15 protein-coding genes are annotated in these 15,660 nt (G+C 54.4%); 3 read left to right on the top strand and 12 right to left on the bottom strand.

Annotated elements, in window-relative coordinates:
- Positions 1-146: 146 nt before the first annotated feature.
- From hemG to pepQ, 4 genes are read right to left on the bottom strand one after another with little or no spacing between them, the layout of a single operon-like run.
- Positions 147-683: a menaquinone-dependent protoporphyrinogen IX dehydrogenase gene (gene hemG / locus IFU29_RS21325; protein ID WP_191935672.1), complete on the bottom strand. Its 537-nt coding sequence runs from the start codon at positions 681-683 to the stop codon at positions 147-149.
- 14 nt (positions 684-697) lie between these two features.
- The gene (gene trkH, locus IFU29_RS21320) at positions 698-2,149 is read right to left on the bottom strand and encodes a Trk system potassium transporter TrkH (protein WP_191935671.1); all 1,452 of its coding nucleotides are present in this window, start codon (positions 2,147-2,149) and stop codon (positions 698-700) included.
- Positions 2,150-2,177: 28 nt separating this feature from the next.
- Complete coding sequence (locus IFU29_RS21315) at positions 2,178-2,789, bottom strand: IMPACT family protein (protein ID WP_191935670.1); 612 nt, start codon at positions 2,787-2,789, stop codon at positions 2,178-2,180.
- Positions 2,789-4,120, bottom strand: coding sequence for a Xaa-Pro dipeptidase (gene pepQ, locus IFU29_RS21310; protein WP_191935669.1), 1,332 nt, complete (start codon positions 4,118-4,120; stop codon positions 2,789-2,791). Before pepQ ends, IFU29_RS21315 begins: the two co-directional genes overlap by 1 nt.
- Before the next feature lie 187 nt (positions 4,121-4,307).
- On the opposite strand from pepQ, the gene fadB reads away from it, so the two are divergent.
- Both fadB and fadA read left to right on the top strand, forming a co-directional pair.
- Entirely contained in the window at positions 4,308-6,494 is a 2,187-nt protein-coding gene (gene fadB / locus IFU29_RS21305) for a fatty acid oxidation complex subunit alpha FadB (RefSeq protein ID WP_191935668.1), read from the top strand.
- Positions 6,495-6,504: 10 nt separating this feature from the next.
- Complete coding sequence (gene fadA / locus IFU29_RS21300) at positions 6,505-7,668, top strand: acetyl-CoA C-acyltransferase FadA (protein ID WP_191935667.1); 1,164 nt, start codon at positions 6,505-6,507, stop codon at positions 7,666-7,668.
- Between the two features lie 99 nt (positions 7,669-7,767).
- Here the strand turns inward: fadA and fre are convergent, their stop codons facing one another.
- Positions 7,768-8,469 (bottom strand): NAD(P)H-flavin reductase, encoded by a 702-nt coding sequence (gene fre, locus IFU29_RS21295; protein ID WP_191935666.1) that lies wholly within the window; start codon positions 8,467-8,469, stop codon positions 7,768-7,770.
- 45 nt (positions 8,470-8,514) lie between these two features.
- On the bottom strand, positions 8,515-9,999 hold the full coding sequence (gene ubiD, locus IFU29_RS21290) for a 4-hydroxy-3-polyprenylbenzoate decarboxylase (RefSeq protein WP_062748669.1): 1,485 nt from the start codon (positions 9,997-9,999) through the stop codon (positions 8,515-8,517).
- Between the two features lie 354 nt (positions 10,000-10,353).
- Here ubiD and rfaH point away from each other — a divergent pair, with 354 nt between their 5' ends.
- Entirely contained in the window at positions 10,354-10,842 is a 489-nt protein-coding gene (gene rfaH / locus IFU29_RS21285; protein WP_191935665.1) for a transcription/translation regulatory transformer protein RfaH, read from the top strand.
- Positions 10,843-10,883: 41 nt separating this feature from the next.
- On the opposite strand, the gene tatD is transcribed toward rfaH, so the two are convergent.
- The 6 genes from tatD to ubiJ form a co-directional block, all read right to left on the bottom strand.
- Positions 10,884-11,663 carry a 3'-5' ssDNA/RNA exonuclease TatD gene (gene tatD, locus IFU29_RS21280; protein ID WP_191935674.1) on the bottom strand — a complete coding sequence of 260 codons (780 nt, stop codon included), beginning with the start codon at positions 11,661-11,663 and terminating at the stop codon, positions 10,884-10,886.
- An 80-nt stretch (positions 11,664-11,743) separates the two neighbouring features.
- Entirely contained in the window at positions 11,744-12,505 is a 762-nt protein-coding gene (gene tatC, locus IFU29_RS21275) for a Sec-independent protein translocase subunit TatC (protein ID WP_062748661.1), read from the bottom strand.
- Positions 12,506-12,507: 2 nt separating this feature from the next.
- Positions 12,508-13,041, bottom strand: coding sequence for a Sec-independent protein translocase protein TatB (tatB, locus tag IFU29_RS21270; RefSeq protein WP_191935664.1), 534 nt, complete (start codon positions 13,039-13,041; stop codon positions 12,508-12,510).
- A 3-nt stretch (positions 13,042-13,044) separates the two neighbouring features.
- Positions 13,045-13,296 (bottom strand): twin-arginine translocase TatA/TatE family subunit, encoded by a 252-nt coding sequence (gene tatA, locus IFU29_RS21265; protein WP_062748656.1) that lies wholly within the window; start codon positions 13,294-13,296, stop codon positions 13,045-13,047.
- Between the two features lie 119 nt (positions 13,297-13,415).
- Entirely contained in the window at positions 13,416-15,053 is a 1,638-nt protein-coding gene (gene ubiB / locus IFU29_RS21260) for a ubiquinone biosynthesis regulatory protein kinase UbiB (RefSeq protein WP_062748654.1), read from the bottom strand.
- Positions 15,050-15,655, bottom strand: a complete 606-nt coding sequence (gene ubiJ / locus IFU29_RS21255; protein ID WP_191935663.1) for a ubiquinone biosynthesis protein UbiJ — start codon at positions 15,653-15,655, stop codon at positions 15,050-15,052. Before ubiJ ends, ubiB begins: the two co-directional genes overlap by 4 nt.
- Between the last annotated feature and the right edge of the window lie 5 nt (positions 15,656-15,660).

Genomic DNA, 15,660 nt, shown 5'->3' with positions numbered 1-15,660 from the left:
GAGACTTCCTGAACCTCCTGAGCCGCTGGCCTGTAAGCCGTTGTGCCGTCTCAGTGGTTGCGCATTATAGGGAGTTCTGGACAGGTGACAAGGGTTTATTGCAAAAAAATGACTGGGCGCGTTATTTTTCAGCGAAGCGTCTTTTTTTACGACAATTTGCCTGGGAAATCAGCAAATTCATGAGCAAAACGGGCAACCTGCTGCCAGTCGGTATACTCAACTTCTTTACTGGTATCCGTTTCACCTTTAGTCATACGCATAATCAGCTTGATCATGAAACGGTCAAAGAAGCCGTAACGCGGATAGCGCAGCGCACCGGCGAATACGGCACAGCAGTCCGGTTCCCACGGAGACTGCAAAAGAAACTTACGCGTATAAGCATTTGTCTGAGGGGTACGCTTCTCGGGTTTACGAGCGGTCAGATTGACAGAGTAAAAACCACTAACGCGCTGCTGCAACGACGTAAGATGTGTTTTGACAAATTTCGCTACCGCTGGTTGGAAGTGACCATAACGAATAGAAGCACCAATGAGCACCCGATCGTACTGTGACCAGTCAATCTCGTTAACCAGCTGGATATCGAACACATCACACTCCCGCACCTCCTTCAGCTGGTTAGCAATATAGAAGGCGATTTCGCGGGTCTGACCATCACGGCTGGAAAAAAGGATTAATGCTTTCATTGTTGCACTCTCACTCATTCACGCCAGAAAGTTGGCGTAAACAGAACTAACAAGGTGAAGACTTCAAGACGCCCGAACAGCATCGTCAAAATCAGTATCCATTTGGCAGTATCATTCATTGACGTAAAGTTGTCTGCTACCACCCCAAGTCCTGGCCCAAGGTTATTCAGCGTTGCTGCAACGGCAGCAAATGCGGAGAAGTCATCAACGCCAGTGGCGATGATCGCCAGCATGCTGAGAATAAAGACCAGTGCATAGGCAGAGAAGAACCCCCACACGGCTTCGAGAATACGTTCAGGTAAGGCACGGTTACCCAATTTAATCGTGTAAACCGCATTTGGATGGACCAGTCTCTTCAGCTCACGCGACCCCTGCTTAAATAACAGTAGAATACGGATCACCTTCAGACCACCGCCGGTCGAGCCCGCACAGCCGCCAATAAAGGCCGAACAGAGTAACAATACCGGAAGGAAGAGTGGCCAGCGGGCAATACTGTCAGTCGTAAAGCCCGCCGTCGTCGCCATCGAGACCACCTGGAAGAAGGCCTGGTTAAGCGTTTCCATTCCGGTCTTGTAGACATTGTGGAACCACAGTACCAGCGTACAGATGATCACCAGCGTAATCTGCACCCCAATAAACATGCGAAATTCAGGATCGCGCCAGTAGACGCGCAGACTGCGTCCGCTCAGCAGTGAGAAGTGCAGGCCATAGTTACAGCCGGAAATCAGCAGGAAAACCGCGATGATGGTATTAATAGTGGGGCTGTTGAAGTAGCCTACGCTGGCGTCATGGGTGGAAAACCCCCCTATGGCAATGGTCGAGAAACTGTGCCCAATCGCATCAAACATCGGCATGCCTGCCATCCACAGAGCCAGCGCACAGGCGACCGTCAGCAGGACATAGATCAGCCAGAGGGTTTTCGCCGTTTCCGCAATACGCGGCCGCATCTTGTTATCCTTCAGCGGCCCGGGCATTTCAGCACGATAAAGCTGCATTCCGCCGACGCCCAGAATAGGCAAAATCGCCACGGCCAGCACAATGATCCCCATCCCACCGAGCCATTGCAGCATCTGCCGGTAAAACAGAATTGCCTTTGGCAATGAGTCCAGTCCCACCAGCGTGGTCGCTCCGGTCGTTGTCAGGCCGGAGAAAGACTCAAAGAACGCATCCGTAATGGACAAGTTAGGCTGCTCAGAAAAAATGAACGGCATGGCACCCACGCTGCCCAGTACCGTCCAGAACAGCACGACAATCAGGAATCCTTCTCTTGGCTTCAGCTCACTTTTCTTTTTACGATTCGGCCACCACAGCAAGGTGCCAATCATCAGTGCCATGAAAAACGTCTGAGTAAATGCTCGCCCTGCACCATCGCGGTAAATCAATGCCACCAGCCCGGGCACGATCATGGTGCCTGAGAACAAGATGACCAGTAAACCCACTATGCGGGTGATGGCGCGAAAATGCATTCTGCCGTTCCTTTCCTGACATGAAGTGTTATTTGAGCGAGGCTAACTGCAAAGCGCCCCGGCTAAAGTCTGACAGATTTTGTCTGAACCCGGCCACCTGTGCATGAGGTAAGGCAAGGTGAAGCGTTATATTCTGCAAAAAATCCGTATTGAGTACCTGGCCGTCGAAACGCGCCACCATACGTTCAATCTCCCCCAACTGAGCATAATCACAGACGAGGCTAAAAGGCAGCATGGGAACTTTAATTTTGCGGGGCAGTAAACGCAGCGCCTGCTGTACCCCACCGCCATAGGCTTTGACCAGCCCACCGGTACCCAACTGGATGCCACCATAATAGCGCACGACCACCGCCGTAATTTCGCCAATGTTGTTGCCCATCAGTTGGGCCAGCATGGGCTTACCCGCCGTACCCGAAGGTTCCCCGTCATCGGAGAACCCAAGCTGTTGCGAATCATCCGGTGCGCCGGCCACAAAAGCCCAGCAATGATGCCGGGCCGTGGGATGCTGTTGTTTAACCTGCTGAACGAAGCCCCTCGCTGCCTCCACGCCTTCTGTATGCGCGAGCAGCGTGATAAAGCGGCTTTTTTTTATCTCTTCGCTGAAGCTAAAGTCCTCAGCAGGAATGTCGTAAGCGTCCATCAGTCCAGATGCAGATCGCGCGTCATGTTTTCCACGCCGTTAGCCTGGATCACCACGTTATCTTCGATTCGAATCCCGCCGTAAGGCTTAAGAGCATCAATTTTTGCCCAGTCAAAGTGCTGGCTGAACTTACCAGAACGCCACGGTGCCAGCAGAGAGTCGATAAAGTAAATACCCGGTTCAATCGTCAGCACCATGCCAGGCTCCAGCATTCGGGTACAGCGCAGATACGGATACTGCGCGGGAGCCGCCAGATGGGTTCCCCTGTCGTCCTGCATAAAGCCTGCGACATCGTGTACCTGAAGCCCCAGCGGATGGCCAATACCGTGTGGCATAAACGGCCCGGTAAGATCCTCTTTAACCATCGCTTCTGCACTCATTCCCTGCACCAGTTGGTGCTTCAGCAGCAGGCTGGCAATACGATAGTGCATCTGCTGATGATACTCGGTATAGCGCACACCCGCTTTCAGGGTGGCGATTAACGCAAGCTCTTCGGCGTTCATATCGCGGATAAGCTGCGCATATTCACTTTTATCACTGGCCGCATAGGTACGGGTCAGGTCAGCAGCATAGCCGTTATATTCGGCCCCGGCGTCGATCAGGAAGCTACGACTCTGCTCGGGAGGTTGATGGTCAAGCCGGGTGTAGTGCAATACCGCCGCATGTTCATTAAGAGCAATGATATTACCGTAGGGGACATCCGTATCCCGGTGGCCGGTGGCACTGAGATAAGCAACATTAATATCGAACTCGCTCATCCCGGACAGAAAAGCTTCCTTCGCGGCACGGTGGCCGGTCACGGCCGTCTTTTGCGCCTGACGCATACAGTACAGCTCGTAACCGGTTTTATAAGCGCGATGATAGTGCAGGAAGTCGATCACGCCCTGCGGGTTAATCGCCTCGGCCTTTAGCCCAAGCTGAGTCGCTCGCGCAGGGACCGGACCGATATACGCAACGTTCTGCCGCTGCGCAGGAAGCTGCTGTGCAATATCATCCGCGTTTTTCAGTGCAATAATGTCGATTTCACCGGTCCAGAAACTGTGAGGTAACGGCTCGACGTTATGCCAGTAATCAACCGGTGAATAGAACCAGAGCCTGGGTTTATTCACGCCATCGATCCACAACCAGCAATTCGGTACCTGAGTCACCGGCACCCACGCCTTAAACTGCGGATTGACCTTAAACGGATAGGTGTGATCGTCGAGAAATACCGTCAGTAATTCCCCGGAATGAATCAGCATGGCATCAAGATTGTGCCGTGCCAGCACCTGCTGAGCGCGCTGCTGTAACGTATTCACATGCTGCTGATAAAGCGTAACCAGTGACTCCATTATCCTGCCTCCGATATCACGAAATTGTCGGCATCTTATCACAGCCTGCAGGGGGATGGCGTTTTGCCGCAGTTGTGATCTTGTTTGCAAATCGACAACGTATCGTTTGCAAATAATTAACACGGCTTCCACACTCACGATCATCTGGTATGACCAGATCCCTTTTATCGCAGCTCAGGAGACAGACATGCTCTACCAAGGCGAAACCCTTTCCCTCGACTGGCTGGAAGACGGCATTGCCGAACTGGTATTTGACGCGCCCGGCTCGGTGAACAAGCTGGATACAAAGACAGTGGCCAGCCTCGGTGAAGCCCTCTCTGTGCTGGAACAGCAGCCCGGGCTGCGCGGTGTACTACTGAGTTCGCGTAAGCCTGCGTTTATTGTCGGGGCCGATATTACCGAGTTTCTTTCGCTGTTTACGGCCAGTGAGGAAAAACTGGCCCAGTGGCTGACCTATGCCAACAGCATCTTCAACCGCCTGGAAGACCTGCCGGTTCCCACCGTTTCTGCCATCAGCGGCTATGCGCTGGGTGGCGGTTGTGAATGCGTACTGGCAACGGACTTCCGCATTGCGACCCCTGATGCACGCATTGGTCTGCCAGAGACGAAACTCGGCATTATGCCAGGCTTTGGCGGCTCGGTTCGTCTTCCCCGTCTGTTGGGCGCTGACAGCGCACTGGAAATTATTGCCGCCGGTAAGGATATCGATGGCTCTGAGGCGTTGAAAGTAGGACTGGTCGATGCCGTTGTGGTGGCAGATAAGCTGCAGGCGGCGGCACTGTCCGTATTGAAAGAGGCCATTTCAGGCAGGCAACCGTGGCGTGAGCGCCGCCAGCCAAAGCTGGAACCGTTAAAACTGAGCAAAATTGAAGCCGCCATGAGCTTCACGACAGCCACGGCGATGGTGATGCAGACCGCCGGAAAACACTATCCGGCTCCCGTGACTGCCGTCAAAACCATTGAAGCTGCTGCCCGTCTGGGCCGAGACGAAGCCCTGAGACTGGAAACGGCGGCCTTTGTGCCACTGGCACGCTCCAGTGTGGCGCGTGCGCTGGTAGGTATTTTCCTTAACGATCAGGCCGTCAAAGCCAGCGCAAAAAAACTCACCCGCGATGTGGAAACACCGAAACGGGCCGCCGTGCTGGGTGCAGGGATTATGGGGGGCGGTATTGCCTACCAGTCAGCCTGGAAAGGCGTACCGGTTATCCTGAAAGACATCAGTGAGCAATCACTGGCGCTGGGAATGGGCGAGGCCGCTAAATTGCTGAACAGGCAGCTGACGCGCGGCAAGATCGACGGGATGAAGCTGGCTGGCGTGATTGGCACGATCCAACCCACCCTGCACTATGCTGGCTTTGAGGGTGTCGATGTGGTGGTCGAAGCGGTAGTGGAAAATCCACAGATTAAAGCCGCCGTGCTGGCGGAAGCAGAAAGCCACATCCGACCCGATGCTATCCTGGCCTCGAACACCTCAACCATCCCCATTAGCCAGTTAGCCAAGGCATTAACCCGCCCGGAAAACTTCTGCGGGATGCACTTCTTTAATCCTGTGCCGCGTATGCCGCTGGTTGAGGTGATCCGTGGGGAGAAAACCGCCGGGTCCACCATTGCCAAAGTGGTGGCCTGGGCCAGCAAAATGGGGAAAACGCCCATTGTGGTCAACGACTGCCCGGGATTCTTTGTCAATCGCGTGCTGTTCCCCTACTTCGCCGGCTTCAGTCTGCTGCTGCGCGACGGGGCGGACTTCCGCCAGATTGATAAAGTGATGGAAAAACAGTTTGGCTGGCCAATGGGCCCTTCCTGGCTGCTGGACGTCGTGGGTATTGATACGGCGCATCACGCTCAGCAAGTGATGGCGGAAGGTTATCCAGATCGTATGCAGAAAGCTTACCGTGATGCTGTCGACGTACTGTTTGACGCTAAACGTTTCGGCCAGAAAAATCAGCAGGGTTTCTGGCGCTGGGAAACCGATGCCAAAGGCAAGGCAAAAAAAGTCGCCGACGCGGAGACCGACCGCCTGCTGGAAGGCGTCTGTCAGCCCAAGCGGATCTTCAGCGATGAGGAAATTATCGCCCGCATGATGATCCCGATGATCAACGAAGTGGTTCGCTGTCTGGAGGAAGGGGTGATTGCCAGTCCGGCAGAAGCCGATATGGCGCTGGTCTATGGTCTGGGGTTCCCGCCGTTCCATGGAGGAGCATTCCGCTATCTCGACATGCTCGGGAGTGCAACATTTGTCGCCATGACCGAACCTTTTACCTCTCTTGGTGCGCTTTATCAGGTACCGGACACATTACGCGAAAAAGCGGCACAGGGGGGAAGCTGGTATCCCCTGGCAGCCCCGCTCGACGATTTATCTCTGAAAACGGCGTGAGGAAAAAAAAATGGAAAAAGTTGTCATCGTTGATGCCATCCGTACGCCGATGGGACGATCAAAAGGCGGTGCGTTTCGTCATGTACGGGCGGAAGATCTCTCTGCCCATTTAATGCGCAGCCTGCTGAGCCGTAACCCGGCGCTGAATGCCGCAGCCCTGGATGATATTTACTGGGGCTGTGTACAGCAAACACTGGAGCAGGGCTTTAATATTGCCCGTAACGCCGCACTGCTGGCAGAAATCCCCCACAGCGTGCCTGCAACGACGGTCAACCGCCTGTGCGGCTCGTCGATGCAGGCACTGCACGACGCTGCCCGTGCGATTATGGTGGGTGATGCCCGTTCCTGCCTGATTGGCGGCGTTGAGCATATGGGACACGTCCCGATGAACCACGGCGTGGACTTTCACCCCGGTCTGAGCCGCAGCGTGGCGAAGGCCGCAGGTATGATGGGCCTGACGGCTGAAATGCTGGCGAAAATTCACGGTATCAGTCGGGAAATGCAGGATCAGTTTGCAGCGCGCTCGCATCAGCGGGCATGGGCTGCGACGGAAGCCGGGCACTTTGCCCGCGAGATCGTACCGGTGTCAGGTCACGATGCCGACGGCGTGTTGAAACGCTATGACACCGATGAGGTGATCCGTCCGGATACGACGGTAGAGAGCCTGGCAGCACTGCGTCCGGCCTTTGATCCAGTCAGAGGGACCGTGACTGCAGGGACAAGTTCAGCCCTTTCCGACGGTGCCGCAGCGATGCTGGTGATGAGTGAGTCGTTAGCGCAGGAGCTGGGCCTGAAGGCCCGCGCACGGATCCGCGCCATGGCCGTCGTGGGCTGCGATCCCTCCATTATGGGATATGGACCGGTTCCGGCTTCACAGCTTGCATTAAAACGTGCCGGTCTGACTATCAGCGATATCGGAGTCTTCGAACTGAATGAGGCTTTTGCCGCGCAGACCCTGCCGTGCATTAAAGACCTGGGGCTGATGGAGAAACTTGACGAGAAGGTCAATCTGAACGGCGGAGCCATCGCGCTGGGCCATCCACTGGGCTGTTCCGGGGCACGTATCAGTACCACCCTGCTCAATCTGATGGAAAGGAAGGATGCCCAGTTCGGTCTGGCGACCATGTGCATTGGGCTGGGACAGGGGATCGCTACCGTATTCGAACGGGTTTAATACGTTGATCTGGAAGTACTATTGCATGTTATTACCGCCTGTCAGGGGCGGTTTTTTTGCTGACAAGAAACGCAGGGGCAGCGGGACTGCCCCTGACGGTCAGATAAAGGCAAACGCATCGCCAAACATACGGGCTTCCTGCGCACCCCGTTCAGCACAGAAGCGCTCACGGGCAATTTTTGCCATCTCGAAACGACCCGCAATATAGATATCGTGATCGGCCAGAGAGCCATAATCCTGCATTACGGCGGTCAGAACCGTACCGTTACGACCGGTGAACCCCTCTTCAGGTTGTTCAACCACCGGAATGACACTCAGGTTAGGATGCTTAATCGCCAGCGCATTCAGTTCATCCAGATCGTACAGGTGCTTCAACTCCCGTCCGCCCCAGTAGATCGCAATATGCCGATCGGGCTGCTGCGACAGTGCGGTCAGCAGAATAGAGCGCGCGTAGGAAAAGCCGGTGCCGCCAGCAATCAGAACCAGCGGGCGGTCGTTCTCTTCACGCAGCCAGGCATCACCGTGGGGAATATCGACGGTGATCTCGCGCTGCTGTTGAATACGTTCCATCACCGCCATGGCATAGAGATTCAGTTCAGAGGCCCCGATGTGCAGCTCAATGATGTCTTTTTCCATGGGCGTTGAAGCCAGAGAGAATGGACGCTTGTCACGCTCATCCATCACGACCATCAAATATTGACCCGCTTTAAAGCTGAAATCAGCTTCCGGGATCAGTCTTACGCGGTACACGGTATCGGTAATCGCCTCTACTGAGGTCACTTTACAGCTTAAGGTTGTCATGCGTTCCCTCTGTCGGGTCGTCATTATCATTTGACCACCTGCGCGTCAGCGCGCAGGTGTATCACTCAAGATGCCTAACTCATCCCAAATCGCATCAATGCGTGCGGTGACGGCAGGATCCTTACGGATCGGCGTACCCCACTCGCGCTGGGTTTCACCCGGCCATTTATTGGTGGCATCAAGCCCCATTTTTGAGCCAAGGCCAGAGACCGGCGACGCAAAATCCAGGTAATCAATCGGCGTATTTTCTATCAGCACCGTATCACGTGCCGGATCCATTCGCGTGGTGATTGCCCAGATAACATCGTTCCAGTCGCGTGCATTAATGTCATCATCGCAAACGATAACAAATTTGGTGTACATAAACTGTCGCAGGAACGACCAGACGCCCATCATGACGCGTTTAGCGTGCCCGGCATACTGTTTCTTGATGGTCACAACCGCAAGCCGATAGGAGCATCCTTCCGGCGGCAGATAGAAATCCACGATTTCCGGGAACTGCTTTTGCAGGATCGGCACAAAGACTTCATTCAGCGCGACGCCCAGTACGGCAGGCTCATCCGGTGGACGCCCGGTAAAGGTCGAATGATAAATCGCATCACGGCGCTGGGTGATATGCGTGATGGTAAACACCGGGAAACTGTCCACTTCATTATAGTAGCCCGTGTGGTCACCGTAGGGTCCTTCAGGGGCCATTTCACCGGGTTCAATATACCCTTCCAACACGATTTCCGCGCTGGCGGGTACTTCCAGGTCGTTGGAAACGCACTTCACCACTTCCGTTTTGGTTCCGCGCAGCAGACCGGCGAAAGCATATTCTGACAGCGTATCGGGCACCGGCGTCACTGCCGCCAGAATGGTCGCCGGGTCAGCCCCCAGGGCTACAGAGACGGGGAAGCGCTCCCCGGGGTGCTGCTGGCACCACTCCTGGAAATCCAGCGCACCGCCACGGTGTGAGAGCCAGCGCATGATCAACTTGTTTTTGCCAATCACCTGCTGACGGTAGATCCCCAGGTTCTGTCGTTCTTTCAGCGGCCCACGGGTGACGGTCAGTCCCCATGTGACCAGGGGGGCGGCATCATCCGGCCAGCATTTCATGACCGGGATACGGCTTAAATCAACGTCATCTCCCTGCCAGATTTGCTCCTGACAGGGGGCACTGCGCAGCCGTTTCGTCGGCATGTTCAGCACCTGCTTCCACTGCGGCATTTTATCGAAGAAGTCGCGGAAACCACGCGGAGGTTCAGGCTCTTTAAGGAATGCCAGCAGACGGCCAACGTCACGCAGCGCTTTAACATCCTCCTGGCCCATTCCCATCGCGACGCGGTCCGGTGTACCAAAGAGATTACACAGAACCGGCATGCTGTAACCTTTTGGGTTCTCAAACAGCAGTGCAGGGCCACCGGCACGCAGCGTGCGGTCGGCAATTTCGGTCATTTCCAGATCGGGATCGATCTCTTGTTTGATGCGTTTTAATTCCCCACGCTGTTCAAGCAGAGAAAGGAAGTCGCGTAAGTCGTGGTATTTCATGACTTTCCATCAGTACGGTCAGTGAGAAGGCCATTATAGTGCCGATCTCTGCCAGGGGGGTAGTTTTGTTACCAGGTTTACGCCACAGCCAAAAATCAGGCTGCTTCCAGACCGCGCTGCCGGTGGATCTCAGCCATCAGAGCCGCCGGTGGCTATAACGCAGATCGGGAAGCACTATTTATCGGTACGAAAAGGTTATTACCCGATCCGATAATTACTGCTAATTTGAAGTTATCCCGACAGCAGCCGGTTGAATAAGGCAGCAGGTGAAAACGAACGGATACCGCCAATCTCGCTATATCTATCTTAGCGATTTTGATATCCTTATCGACCAGATAATTGGAAAGCGATGTTATGGAATCCTGGTATTTACTTTACTGCAAACGAGGTCAGCTGCTGCGAGCAAAGGAGCATCTTGAGCGCCAGGCCGTACACTGCCTGAGCCCGATGATTGCTTTAGAGAAAACCGTGCGTGGCAAACGTACCCGGGTGGATGAGCCGTTATTCCCTAATTACCTGTTCATTGAATTCGATCCCGAATCCATTCATACCACGACCATTAGTGCGACGCGTGGCGTCAGTCATTTTGTCCGTTTTGGTAACCAACCTGCTACTGTACCTTTGGATGTTATTACCGCCCTGCAGAGCGATCCGGTTGATGTGGTCATCGACAGTGAACTGCCGCAGCCGGGTGACGCCGTGCTTATTACTGAAGGGGCATTTGAAGGACTGAAAGCCATATTTACCGAGCCGGATGGTGAAGCCCGCTCAATGTTATTGCTGAACCTGCTCAATAAGCAGGTGGTACGCAGCATAGGTAACCGCCAGTTCCAGAAGCTGTAACGGAAAGCGATCGGGGAGCAATGGTGCCCCCTCTGACCGGCTTAAAGACGAAACAGTTTCCGCGCATTTAATGCCGTTTGTTCTGCCAGCTCACCGGCATCCTCCCCACGCAACAGCGCCACCTGCTGTACAATATGCGGTAAAAAGCAGGGTTCATTGCGACGTGAAGCCGGGCGTGGATGCATATCTCTTGGCAATAACCACGGCGCATCGGTTTCCAGCAGCAGACGATCTGCCGGGATTAACGGCATCAGCTCCCGCAACGCCTGTCCCCGCCGCTCATCACATACCCAGCCGGTAATGCCAATGGATAATCCCATCGCCAGACAGGCCTCCAGCTCCTCGCGCGTTCCGGTAAAACAGTGCAGCACAGAAGCAGGCAGCTGAGGCAGCCAGGGAGCCAGAATGGCGATAAACCGTTCATGGGCTTCGCGACAGTGTAGGAACACCGGCAGCGACAGCTCGGCCGCCAGCGCCAGCTGAGCATTAAAGGCATATTCCTGCTGGTCAGGTTCTGAGAAATTGCGGTTGAAATCAAGCCCACACTCGCCGATGGCAACAACCCGATCGTTTTCAGCCAGCCGGCGCAGCGTGGCGGCAGTTTCCGCCGACCACTCGCTGGCATGATGAGGATGAACACCCGCCGTTGACCAGCAATAGTCCGGGTGCTGCTGCGCAAGGCTGCGGGCCTGCTGACTTTCCAGCGCGTTGGTGCCCGTAATTAACATGCCGGTGACACCCGCCTCGCGCGCACGTTTAACCACCTTTTCACGATCTTTTGCGAACTGCGTGCTGGTCAGGTTTACACCAATATCAAACATAGTTTCATCCATACAGTAACCGCCCTGACGGGCGGTTAATCAATTCAAACTGTTCTGCCGTGGCAGCCGTTCGCGCAACGTTACTCTGATTCTGCGTCCTGCTCTGCATCTTCATCGCGGCGGTTTTTGCCAACGTAGAAACGGGAAACAAACACCCCCACCTCAAACAGGCAATACATCGGAATGGCCAACAGCGTCTGGGAAAAGATATCCGGCGGTGTCAGCAACATGCCAACCACAAAGGCCCCTACCAGCACATACGGGCGTTTCTCACGCAGGTCTTCCGGAGTGGTGACCCCCGTCCAGCACAACAGTACGATAGCAATCGGTACTTCAAACGACACGCCAAACGCCATAAATAACGTCATCACAAAATCGAGATAGTTATTAATGTCGGTGGCAATCTGTACACCCTGTGGCGCCGTCTTGGAAAAGAAACTAAACGCCAGCGGGAAGACAATAAAGTAGGCGAAAGCCATCCCCAGGTAGAATAGGAATGAACTGGAAAACAGCAGTGGCATAACCAGCTTGCGCTCATGACGATACAGCGCAGGGGCGACAAAGGCCCAGACCTGGTAAAGAATGACCGGCACTGACAGGAACAGTGAAACAATGATCGTCAGCTTAATCGGCGTAAAGAACGGAGAGGCCACATCCGTTGCGATCATGCTGGCCCCGGCAGGTAACTGTTTGATCAGCGGGGCCGAGACAAGCTGGTAAATGTCGTTAGAGAAATACACCAGACACAAAAAAATGGCCAGAACAGCGATGATGCTGTTCAGCAGGCGCTTACGTAGCTCAATCAGATGACTGATAAGCGGTTGGGTATCATCAACAGCCATGTTTATCGTTCATCGCTTGGTTGTCCAGGGGGTACGGATGCACGCGGAGCGGCGGACGCTGGCGGCTCCTGAGGTTCCGGCGGAGGTGAAGAGGCAGACTGGGTGACCGTTACCGGTGCCTGTGCTGGCGCACTGGCCTGGTGGTCCGCTGCCGCAGGGGTCACACCATCATGCGATTCCTGCGGATCTTTCACTAACGGATTATGGATAGTGTGCGCTTCATCGTCGGCTTTTTCATTTTCGCCCAGGTAAGAACGCTTCATCGAATCGGCCGTCTGCTTCAATTCCTCTACCGAGGCTTTAAGCTCAGGAGAAAGGCTGTCTTTGCTGGCCTGTTCAATTTTCTTCAGACCGTCCTGCAGCTCCTGAATCTTCAGCTCCTGAGCCAGTTCATTCTGAACGCTGGTTGCAAGAGAACGCAGCGCACGGATCCAGCCCATCACCGTTCTGACTGCTACGGGTAAACGCTGCGGGCCCAGTACGACCAGGCCAATAACGAATACCAGTACCAGTTCACTAAAGCCTATGTCGAACACGGTTTATACCTTGTCGTTCTTGACGTCTTCTTTCTTTGCTTCTGTATGCTGTTGATCAGCCAGTTTGGCATTGAAGTCAGCATCGTTAGCGTTCGCTTTGTCTTTCTCTTTATCGTCTTCATCGCTCATCGCTTTTTTAAAGCCTTTGATGGACGAACCGAGATCAGACCCCAGGGAACGGAGCTTTTTGGTGCCGAACAGCAGGACGACGAGTACGGCGATGATTAACAAGTGTGGAAGTGTAATGCCACCCATTATTACCTCTGATATCAATAATTGATGCGAGTTTCGAGTATATAACAGCTTATGTCGTGCTGACGATGTACAAACCACACCCCCCGCGCAATAAGCTGCCTATTTACCTTTCATGACAATCAGTTTGTTCTGCGCCAGCCAACCAGCCAGGCAACAACGCCTGCGGCCATCAGTCCGGCAGAGAACACGTCCCATTCCGGGCGCGACAGCAGGATTGCCGTCCCACTGAGCAACAATGTTGCGCCGACACCAAAGAGATAACGTGACTGATGCTGCTTAGCACGCTCCCCTTTCAGATCGTTCGCCAGCCGGTCAACGCTGTGCCGTAAATGCTTGTGCTGACGCAGGCTGTCATAAAACAGCTCGGGCAGCTCAGGCAGTTTTTCCGCCCAGAATGGCGCTTTTTCTTTCAGTGCCCGCACGATGGCAGGGATACCGACCTGATCTTTAATCCAGTCTTCCAGGAACGGTTTGGCCGTCTTCCACAAATCCAGCTGTGGATAGAGCTGGCGACCGACGCCCTCAACATACAGCAGCGTTTTTTGCAGCAAAACCAGCTGAGGCTGGACTTCCATATTAAAGCGACGTGCCGTATTGAACAGGTTGAGCAGCACATGTCCGAACGAAATTTCGGCCAGCGGCTTCTCAAAAATAGGTTCACACACGGTGCGTATAGCGAACTCAAAATCTTCCACGTTGGTATCCGGCGGCACCCAGCCCGAATCAACGTGAAGCTCGGCGACTTTGCGGTAGTCACGATTAAAGAAGGCAATGAAGTTTTCAGCCAGGTAGCGTTTATCTTCTTTGTTCAGTGACCCCACGATGCCGCAGTCGATGCCGATATATTGCGGGTCTTCCGGGTGTTCATAGCTGACAAAAATGTTCCCCGGGTGCATATCCGCATGGAAGAAGCTGTCACGGAACACCTGGGTAAAGAACACCTGCACACCGCGCTCAGCCAGCAGTTTCATATTGACACCATGCTGTTCCAGCGTCACCACGTCGGAAATGGGAATGCCGTAAATACGCTCCATTACCATCATGTTTTCCGTGCAGTAGTCTGAATACACTTCCGGCACGTAAAGCATGCGGCTGCTGTCAAAGTTACGTCTGAGCTGGATCGCATTCGCCGCTTCACGCAGCAGGTTCAGTTCATCAAGCAGTGTCTTTTCGTAATCCGCGACCACTTCCCGTGGCCGCAAACGTCGCCCGTCAGGCAGCAAACGCGGCACCCAGCGTGCCAGGCGATAAATCAGCCGCATATCCGCTTTTATCACCGGTAAAATGTCAGGGCGAATCACTTTGATCACCACTTCACGACCGTTTTCTTTCAGCGTGGCGGTATGAACCTGGGCGATGGAGGCGGAGGCCAGCGGGACGATATTAAAATCGTCGAACTGGGTTTCGATCGGCGCACCCAGTGACTGTTCGATCAGTTTAAGGGCTTTTTTACCGTCAAATGGCGCAACACGATCCTGCAACATGGCCAGTTGATCGGCGATCAGCGGCGGGAACAGGTCGCGCCGGGTCGACATCATCTGACCAAACTTAATCCACACCGGCCCCAACTGCTCAAGCGCCAGGCGTAAACGCTCACCCAGTGGCCTGTCTTTATGGCGATTAGGCATCCAGAACAGGCATTTACGGCCGAAGCGTAATGGCAGTGTGAGGCGTATTTTGGGGATCAGTTCATCCAGGCCATAGCTGAGGAAAACCCGAATAATCAGATAAAGACGACGCAGTTCACCAAAGGTCATTTGGCCTCCATCTGGTTAAGGCGTGCGTCCAGCGCATCCAGTGAACGGGACACGGCATCCACTTCTTCAGCAAACCAGGCCAGCTCAAGGGAGCCGGGTGCCACACGCCACTCTTCAGTCAGCGTTTGTGACAGGTAGTTCTGCTTGCGCTGCACATCACGGCGTACGGCATTGAAGCCGCGACGGGCAAACTGAGTCATCCCCTGAGCAGCAATATCGCCGGTCCAGGGGGCAAGATATTCGGCAGGATCGAGTTCAGCCAGGTCAAGGAGCGCGGAAAACTGCTGCACCACCTGGAGATCACCGTCAACGTCGAGTTCACCGCTGCGTATCAGCGTGGTCAGTTGCTGACGGTCACGCAGTTTTGACAGCGTAGAAAAGCGTGTTTTCACCGTACAGTCCGGCGTATCACCCCACTCACCTATCACATCAACCTGCTGTTCACTGAAAATAAAAATCAGGGGCTGCTTCAGCTCAGCCAGCAAGATGGCCAGACTGCGACCATTGAGACGTTGACGCGCCGCCTTAAGGCCACGATCGCGGTAGAGCAGATGATTGAGCGCGGTCTCCAGACTGGCAGTTAATAGCGGCGTTAATGTCATGCGTT

Source organism: Erwinia persicina, assembly GCF_014838825.1.
GTDB classification, from domain to species: Bacteria; Pseudomonadota; Gammaproteobacteria; order Enterobacterales; family Enterobacteriaceae; genus Erwinia; species Erwinia persicina_A.
Note: the sequence above shows the minus strand (reverse complement) of the source record. Positions and strands in the feature narration are given on the sequence as shown.